At 61.8% G+C, this 8,205-nt stretch carries 10 protein-coding genes; 7 read left to right on the plus strand and 3 right to left on the minus strand.

The window, feature by feature from the left end; translation table 11 throughout:
• Positions 1 to 7 precede the first annotated feature (7 nt).
• Positions 8 to 1,633, minus strand: a complete 1,626-nt coding sequence (locus tag DUPY_RS06050) for a hypothetical protein (RefSeq protein ID WP_070246929.1) — start codon at positions 1,631 to 1,633, stop codon at positions 8 to 10.
• A 164-nt stretch (positions 1,634 to 1,797) separates the two neighbouring features.
• Here DUPY_RS06050 and DUPY_RS06055 point away from each other — a divergent pair, with 164 nt between their 5' ends.
• From DUPY_RS06055 to DUPY_RS06070, 4 genes are read left to right on the plus strand one after another with little or no spacing between them, the layout of a single operon-like run.
• Positions 1,798 to 2,832 carry a DNA polymerase III subunit delta' gene (locus DUPY_RS06055; protein ID WP_070246930.1) on the plus strand — a complete coding sequence of 345 codons (1,035 nt, stop codon included), beginning with the start codon at positions 1,798 to 1,800 and terminating at the stop codon, positions 2,830 to 2,832.
• A 21-nt stretch (positions 2,833 to 2,853) separates the two neighbouring features.
• Positions 2,854 to 3,240 carry a PilZ domain-containing protein gene (locus DUPY_RS06060; protein ID WP_070246931.1) on the plus strand — a complete coding sequence of 129 codons (387 nt, stop codon included), beginning with the start codon at positions 2,854 to 2,856 and terminating at the stop codon, positions 3,238 to 3,240.
• A 33-nt stretch (positions 3,241 to 3,273) separates the two neighbouring features.
• Positions 3,274 to 4,059: a TatD family hydrolase gene (locus DUPY_RS06065; protein WP_070246932.1), complete on the plus strand. Its 786-nt coding sequence runs from the start codon at positions 3,274 to 3,276 to the stop codon at positions 4,057 to 4,059.
• Positions 4,059 to 4,730: an ankyrin repeat domain-containing protein gene (locus DUPY_RS06070; RefSeq protein WP_070246933.1), complete on the plus strand. Its 672-nt coding sequence runs from the start codon at positions 4,059 to 4,061 to the stop codon at positions 4,728 to 4,730. The genes DUPY_RS06065 and DUPY_RS06070 overlap by 1 nt, the downstream gene beginning before the upstream one ends.
• On the opposite strand, the gene DUPY_RS06075 is transcribed toward DUPY_RS06070, so the two are convergent.
• The gene (locus DUPY_RS06075; RefSeq protein WP_070246934.1) at positions 4,724 to 5,527 is read right to left on the minus strand and encodes an alpha/beta fold hydrolase; all 804 of its coding nucleotides are present in this window, start codon (positions 5,525 to 5,527) and stop codon (positions 4,724 to 4,726) included. The genes DUPY_RS06070 and DUPY_RS06075 overlap by 7 nt on opposite strands.
• 205 nt (positions 5,528 to 5,732) lie before the next feature.
• Between DUPY_RS06075 and DUPY_RS06080 the strand changes: the two genes are divergently transcribed.
• From DUPY_RS06080 to DUPY_RS06090, 3 genes are all read left to right on the plus strand, one after another.
• On the plus strand, positions 5,733 to 6,656 hold the full coding sequence (locus DUPY_RS06080; protein WP_070246935.1) for a class I SAM-dependent methyltransferase: 924 nt from the start codon (positions 5,733 to 5,735) through the stop codon (positions 6,654 to 6,656).
• Between the two features lie 65 nt (positions 6,657 to 6,721).
• Entirely contained in the window at positions 6,722 to 6,970 is a 249-nt protein-coding gene (locus DUPY_RS06085) for a hypothetical protein (protein WP_070246936.1), read from the plus strand.
• A gap of 151 nt (positions 6,971 to 7,121) precedes the next feature.
• Positions 7,122 to 7,322: a hypothetical protein gene (locus DUPY_RS06090; RefSeq protein WP_070246937.1), complete on the plus strand. Its 201-nt coding sequence runs from the start codon at positions 7,122 to 7,124 to the stop codon at positions 7,320 to 7,322.
• A 1-nt stretch (position 7,323) separates the two neighbouring features.
• Here the strand turns inward: DUPY_RS06090 and DUPY_RS06095 are convergent.
• A partial coding sequence (locus DUPY_RS06095) for a phospholipase A (RefSeq protein ID WP_070246938.1) occupies positions 7,324 to 8,205 on the minus strand: 882 nt, incomplete at its 5' end.

The raw sequence follows: 8,205 nt of genomic DNA on the forward strand, positions 1-8,205 counted from the left end.
AAAGACATCACAACCCCGGAATATCGACGTTATGAAACTTGCTCATCCCCACCACCCGGGTATTGCTATCCGAATACGATAACGTCACCTGGTCGTCCGGCTTGGTCAACACCAGCTCTTCCGACAGGTCTGAGCTGCCGGTAAAGATCGTGCCCAGGGTTTTGCCGCCGGTGGCCAGGGTGATGTAGTACATGGTCTGGTTGTTGCGGAACTCCGACGAGATGCGCACCACCGTGCCCGACAGTTCGACGTCGCGCGCCTCGGCGCCGATGTCGGCGGCCACGCGGTTGGTCGAGCGTTTCGACTGGTAGCTGCGCAGCGTGGCGGACAAGGTATCGGCCACGCCGATGATCTGGTTGTTGCGCATGTCCACCATGCCGAAGGCGCGCGAGACGCCTTGGGCGTCGCGCAGCGCCATCACGTAGGTCGGGGCGCCGCCGACCAGGAACGGTAGCGGGTTGGTGGCCTGGTAGCGCTTTTCCGGGTTGACGTTCTCGGCCGCGTGGGCGGCCGTGTATTGCGATACCGACGGCACCTTGAACCAGCGCACCGCCTTGGTCCGCGAATCGACAAAGTAAAAGCCGGACAGGCCGTTGTTGTTGCCCTTGGAGGTCATGCCGCCCACCCAGTACGGGCGCTGGTCCGAGCCGTACACCAGGTCGAGGTAGCCGTCGACGCGCAAACGGCCTTCGTTGTTGAGGTTGAAGTAGCCGTGGATGTATTCGCCCCGATCCTGCATCTGCTCGAGGATGAATTCCTCGGCCTGGATGCGGTCGACCCATTTCGGCTCCGTGCCCAGCTTGTAGCGCACCACGGCCCCGGTAACGGCATTGACCGTGACGATGCCGGTCGATTCGCTGCCGGAGAAGCCCACCTTGTGCTCGTACGTGGTGCCGACGAAATACGGCACGCCATCGTCGTCGATTTCCGGCTCGAAATCGGTCAGGCCCACCGTGGTCTGGCCCGCCAGGTAGGCGTGGCGCTCGACGTGGTCATTGAAGTAAGCCGACAGCAGGTAGCGCAGCTTGAGCGGCTTGCCATTAAGTTCCAGCACCAGTTGCACGTCCGCCGGGTCGTGCGCGGAGACGGTAAGGTAGCCGGGCGTGGCGCCATCGACATACCATTTGAAAAAGCCGCTATGCTCGAGAAACGCCACCCACACCAGCTTGTCGCGCACCAGTTGCTTGACCGGCGTGCCCACCCGCACCTGAGAGCCGAGCGAGGCAATTTCCGACAGGCGCTTCTGCATCGCCTGCAAGGCCATGTCTTGCGACACCAGCGGCGCCTGGGTGATATCGATCGGCGGCAGGGCCTCGTGGAAGTTGGATTGATGCTCGGCGCCCAGCATCTTGTAATAGGCGTCTGCGCGGACGATCGGTGCGCTGGAGAAGAACACCACCGCGCCGAACAGCAAGGTCAGCGCCGTGTACGCCGCCATCAGTCCCACCCGTCCAGTCAGCGCCACCGCCGGGATCGCCGCCACCAGCAGCACCACGTACATGCCGGCGAAGTCGAACGCCAGGGTGGGGATCTTGAAGTAGAACAGCGCCGCCAGCAGCAGCACCGACAGCACCAGCCCGGTAATGCTCAGCGAACGACGGGAAAAGCGGGAGTGGCCGGGGTGGCGGCTCATACCAATACGTGGACCAAGGTGGCGGAATTTCATGTGCTCCATTCGTGAGGCGTCGGCGCAGGGCGGCCGGAATCATGCATAGAATACCATTTTGCCTATGAGAAAGTAAGAATTCGGCTGGCCGTGGTTTACAATCGCTGACGATTTAAAACACAATACTAAGAATGAGCGACTCCATTTATCCCTGGCAGCAAGAATCCTGGCAACAATTACAGCAATTGCGCCAGCGCCTGCCGCACGCGATCCTGTTCCATGGCGCGGCCGGCATCGGCAAGGCCGACTTCATCGAGCGTTTCGCCCAGGGCTTGCTGTGCGAGGCGGTGCGCCCGGACGGCCACGCCTGCGGACAGTGCGCCTCGTGCGGCTGGTTCGCCCAGGGCAACCATCCCGATTACCGCCGGGTGCGGCCCGAAGCGCTGGAAGACGAACCGTCCGAAGGCGAAGAAGGCGAGGGCGATGGCAAGAAAGCTGCCAAGTCCAGCAAGACGCCATCAAAAGAAATCAAGATCGAGCAGATCCGCAACCTGGCCGACTTCATGAACGTCTCCACCCACCGCGCCGGCCTGCGCGTGGTGGTGCTGTACCCGGCCGAAGCGCTCAACATGCCAGCCTCGAATGCGTTGCTGAAAACCCTGGAAGAGCCGCCGCCGGGCACCGTGTTCTTGCTGGCGTCCAACAGTCTCGACCGCCTGTTGCCAACCATCCTGTCGCGCTGCCGCAAGTTTGCGATGCCGATGCCGTCGCACGAGCAGGCGCTGGCCTGGCTCAAGCAGCAGAGCGTGCCCGACGCCGACAGCTGGCTGCGCGAACAGGGCGGTGCGCCGCTGGCGGCCATGGCCCAGGCCGAGTCGGGCAACCGCGACGACCTCGAAATCCTGCTGCAGCTGCTGGCGCGCCCCAGCGTGGAAGGCGCCCTGAAGGTGGCCGACAAGCTGCAGAAAGTGCCGCTCACGGCGCAGGTATCGTGGTTGCAGCGCTGGTTGTATGATGTGTGTGCGCTCAAGCTTGCGGGCAAGGTGCGTTACTATCCACGCTACCAGCGCGAACTGGGCAGCCTGGCCGACAAGATCCACATCAGCCGGCTGCTGGCGTTGATCAAGGCGGTCAACGACCGCCGCGCCACCTCGGACCACCCGTTGTCGCCCAAGCTGTTTTTGGAGGATATGTTGCTCGACTATACCGCTGCCTGCACCAATTGATACCCCAACCCGAGGTCATACATGTCCGCTGACAGCCATTTCGACACCACCGCCGCGCCAAGCTTGCCCGGCCGGCCGACGGTCGTGTCGCTGGCGATCCGCGAGAAGGCTGCGCTGTACGCCGCCTACATGCCTTTCCTCAAGCATGGCGGCCTGTTCATCGCCACCCGGCAGCAGTACAAGCTCGGCGACGAGCTGTTCCTGCTGCTGACCCTCATGGACGAGCCCGACAAATACCAGGTGGCCGGCCGTGTCGCCTGGATCACGCCGGCGGGCGCCCACCACGACAAGGCGCAAGGCGTGGGCATCCACTTTCCCGACGACGAAGGCGGCCAGAAGCTGCGCCAGCGCATCGAAGATATCCTGGGGCCGGCGCTGCGCTCGGCCCGCGCCACCCACACCTTGTAGCGGCGGTAGCGGTATAAGCGTTACAATCGCACCATGTATATCGATTCCCACTGCCACATCAATTTCCCCGAGCTGGCTGCTCGAATGCCCGAGATTCTCGCCAAGATGGCGGAGAACAATGTTACGCACGCCTTGTGCGTGTCGGTCGACCTGCCGGACTTTCCGCAAGTGCTGGCGCTGGCCCACCAGTATCCGCACATCTATGCGTCGGTCGGCGTCCATCCCGACTATGAAGACACGCCCGAACCGACCGTCGAACAGCTGGTCGAACTGGCCGACGATCCGAAGATCATCGCCATCGGCGAGACCGGCCTCGACTACTATCGCCTGGAAGGCGACCTGGAATGGCAGCGCGAGCGCTTCCGCACCCATATCCGCGCCTCGCGCATTACCCGCAAGCCCCTGATCATCCACACCCGCAGCGCCAGCGAAGACACCATCCGCATCCTGCGCGAGGAGGGCGCCGCACCGGAAGCCGGCGGCGTGGCCGGCGTGATGCACTGCTTTACCGAGTCGCTGGAAGTGGCGCGCGCAGCCATCGAGCTGGGCTTTTATATTTCGTTCTCGGGCATCGTCACCTTCAAAAGCGCCAAGGAGTTGCAGGCCGTGGCGCTGGAGGTGCCGCTCGAACGCATGCTGATCGAGACCGACTCGCCGTATTTGGCGCCGGTGCCTTTCCGCGGCCGCACCAACGAGCCGGGTTATGTCGCCCACGTGGGCGAATACATCGCCAGGCTCAAAGGCATTCCGGTGGAGGAAGTGGCAGCACAGACCTCGGCCAATTTCTTCAAACTGTTCAACGTCGAGAAAGCCGCCTGATGAAACCATTACGTCACCAATGGCTGATAGCCAGCCTGGCCTTGATGCTTTCCGGCGCTGCGCTGGCTGCAGCCTTGCCGCCGGCGGAAGTTGACCTGTTCCGCGCGGTAGAGCAGGACCGCGCGGCCAGCGTCAAGAAATCGCTGGCGGCCGGCGTCAATCCCAACGCCCGCGACCTGGGTGGCGAAACAGCATTGATCGTGGCGATCCGCAATGATGCCAACGCTGCCGCCGCGATATTGATGGACCAGAAAGGCATCGACCTCGAAGCCAAGGCACCCAACGGCAACACGGCCCTGATGATGGCGGCGTACCGCAAGAACTTGGCGCTGGTGGCAGACATCATACGGCGTGGCGCCAGGATCAATCAGCCCGGCTGGAGCGCCTTGCACTACGCGGCGGCGGGCGGCAGCGTGGAGGTCACCAACTTTCTGCTCGACCACAAGGCCGCCATCGACGCCGAATCGCCATCGGGCATGACGCCGTTGATGATGGCCGCGCGCGAAGGCCAGGAAGATGCCGTAAAAGTGCTGCTCGCACGCGGCGCCAATGCCGCGCTCAAGGATGGCGGCTTCCACATGACTGCCTCGGGCTTTGCGCTCAAGGCCGACAAGCCGTGGATCGCCAAGGCCATCGACGCCCACCTGGCTGCCCAAAGCAAACGTCAATAGCCGATCTGCTGCAGGAACGCATCGATGTAGCCCGAACTGTCTTCGGGCGAGCTCAGGTGCGGGCAGTGGCCGACATTGCCGATCACCTTCACGGTGGCGTGTGGCAGGTGGTGGCGCAAGTAATCGCCCACCTCGCGCGGCGCCACCAGGTCGTCGCTGCATTGCAGGACCAGTGACGGTATCGTCGATTTGGCCAGGTCGTCGCGGTGGTTGGCGGTAAACGTCACGCGGGCGAAGTGGCGGGCGATCTCGGGATCGTTCTGCTCGAAGCGGGTGAGCAGCTCGCGCGTGAGATGCGGCTGGTTGGGCGCGCCCATGATGGCCGGCGCCATGTGCCGGGTCCAGGCCAGGTAATTGTCGTCGATGAGCTTGAGCAGCTGGTCGATGTCTTCCGCGTTGAAACCGCCGACGTAATCGCCATCGTTGATAAAGCTGGGCGACGGCCCGACCATCACCTGGGCGGCAAAGCATTCCGGGCGCTGGATCGATGCCAGCAGGCCGATCATGGCGCTCACCGAGTGGCCGACGAAAATCACCTTGCCTTTCGCGTAGAGTTCGATAATCTCAAGCATGTCTTCGGCATGACCGTGCAGGTCGGCATACTTGGCGCGGTCGTAGGCAGACAAGTCCGATGCGCCGCTGCCGGTCAGGTCCAGCAGGATGATCCTGTAACGGCGGCTGTAAGCGGGGTGGATAAAACGCCACATGGTCTGGTCGCAGCCATAGCCGTGCACAAACATGATGGTGTGGTCCCCATCACCGTGGCAATGGACGTTGTTGCGTTGCTGCACCGACATGACGATCTCCCTGGAAGCAGAGCAAAGTATACGGTAATGGTGACTAAAAAGTAAGTTGGCACGTGATTTAAACCCGAGCTCGATGGGGAGAATTGACGGGTATTTCCTGTCCATCTCTTAACATCATGTCGAAGAGAAATTCTTGATAATGAGCCCATGCGCATTGCATCCAGAGACAGTGCGATTTATAGCCAAGAGGACATCCATGCTGAACGAACGCGAGATCGAAAGCTGCTACCTGGGGCAATTCATACCAGTTCACTACCATCACAATATGCTGATGGACCAAAACCGCATGCATGGCTTCAAGTCGGCGATCGATTACGCGGTCCGGCCTGGCGCCAAGGTGCTCGAGCTCGGTGGCGGCACCGGCGTGCTGTCGTGGTTTGCGGCAGCCAAGGCAGCCAAGGTGTATTGCGTCGAGTTCAATCCGGACATGGTGCGCGAGGCCCGCAAGATGCTGGCGCTCAACCCCAATGGCGAGAAGGTGGAAGTGATCCATGCCGACGCCTTCGAATACCTGCCGCCCGAGCCGGTCGATGTGGTGATCTGCGAAATGATCCACGTGGCCATGCTGCGTGAAAAACAGGTGGAAGTGATCGAATCGTTCAAGCGCCGCTACCTGGAGCGCTTCGGCGGCCCGCTGCCGGTGTTCCTGCCCGAGGCAGTGATCATGGCGGTGCAGCCGTTGCAGCAGGAATACGATTTCGAAGGCTTTTATGCGCCGATCGTGCAATTCCAGGAAACCCAGGCGGTGTACCCGGGCACGGTGGAAATGGCCCACCCGGCCGTGTACAACATCATCGACTTCAGCCAGCCCTGCCAGTTGTCGTACGCATGGCAGGGCAAGTTCGTGGTGGAGCGTACCGGCGAGATCAACGCCATGCGCTTTGTCACCAAGAACGTGCTGGCCGTGGTGCAGGAACGGGGCACCACGATCGACTGGCTCAATCACTACATGACCTTGCCGCTGGCGGTGCCGGTCAAGGTTCGCGAGGGCGATGTGCTGGAAGTGAGCTTCCAGTACCGCGCCGGCGGGTCGATTCCGTCGCTGGAAGCGTCGCTCAAGGCCGAGCTGGTTTTTGAGGCGGCGGCGCAGCCGCTGGTCAAGATGCCGGCATTTGCCTGATGTCGTAGTGTTCCCTGGGCGGGAACAGCGTATACTGCCGCTTTTACATTTTTAAGTTGAAGAAGATGGAACAGATCGACCAGCGCTACCTCGTCCAGCAAAACAAGATCGCCGACGGCGACACCAAGCCGCCGGTGTTTGCCAAGGTGATGCGCAGCAAGGAAGGCGCCTTCGAGGGCGTCTCGTTCATCAAATCGAAGGAAAAGGCCTCGGTGCTGACCATCGACCAGGCCAACGAGGCGATTGCGTGGTCGGCCAAGAAAAAGCCGAATGCGCACGAGTACATCACCAAGATCATCTGTGTCGGCCAGTAATCTGTCTGCCGACGATTTGGCTCTTTATTTGCCGCTTGTCCGTCGTTTTCCCCGTTTTATCCCCGCCTGACTGCAACTGGTCGCACCATCGTTGCAGCAAAAACTCCCGGTCACTACAGTGTCACCATCGACACCGATCCGGGAGTTTTACATGTTCACCTTTTTGCTGTGGCTGGTCTTGCTGCTGGTCTGCTGGCCGCTCGCCTTGCTGGCGCTGGTAGCCTATCCGCTGTGCTGGCTGCTCACGCTGCCATTTCGCCTGATCGGCATCGGCGTGGAGGGCGTGTTCGAGCTGCTGCGCGCCGTGGTCATGCTGCCGGCGCGCATCCTCGGTGGCGGCGTGCGCCGCTAGCCTAGAAATCGACCTTGACGCCTGCGCCGATCGACTTCTGCGCGTAGTTGTAGTCGATCAGGCTCTGGCCGTAGCCGCTGAAGCCCTGCACATAGCCCTTCAGGTTGGCGGCGACCGGGAACGCCCAGCCCACTTGCAGCGCGCCGTGGTTGGTGTGCAGGTTGCGGCGCGCCAGTACCGAAATCTCGTGGCCGTCCCAGCGGTAGCTGGCATTGATGTCGCCATGGCCGAGGTAGTCGGTGATGTCGATGTTGTCATTGTCAGAGCGGGAGTTGTCGAGACGCTTCCACAGGCGGAAGTTGACCGCGAAGTTGCCTTTTTCTGCGCCGATCTGGGCGTAAATCCGGTTCCAGCTGCGCGACAGCGTGGACGTCTGGCCGTTGGACTGGTGCACCATGCCCAGGGTCAGGAAACGCACATCGACGCCGCCGAGATTGAGCGCCAGCGGCGTGGTGACCATCAGTTCGGGCTGGTAATTGGTTTCACGGAACGGGCTCGACTCGGACCGGTTATAGGCCTGCCAGAAGCTTTCCTGCGTATAGCCGAACCATAAATCGATCGGATAGCCGAACGCCTGCTCGATCATTTTCATCTTGAAGCTGATCTGGTACATCAGTTCCACGTGCTGCGCCTTCAGGCCATCAGGCGAGAATTCCTGGAACGGCTGGTCGTTATTGCCGCTGCTGTAGTTGGCCAGCAGCAGGTAGCTGTCGCGGTGCGGACGGAAATTGAACACGCCGCGCTTGGCCGAACGGTCCAGCTCCCACGATTGCACCATGCGCGAGACCTTGTCTTCGGCGGGAATGGTGGTCAGCTCCGCCACTTTCGGTGGCAACACGGCTTCCGGCGGTGGCGGCGGGGCGTCGGGCTGGGTGCGGGGTGG

Origin of the sequence: Duganella phyllosphaerae (assembly GCF_001758785.1) — a bacterium.
Taxonomy (GTDB): Bacteria; Pseudomonadota; Gammaproteobacteria; order Burkholderiales; family Burkholderiaceae_D; genus Rugamonas; species Rugamonas phyllosphaerae.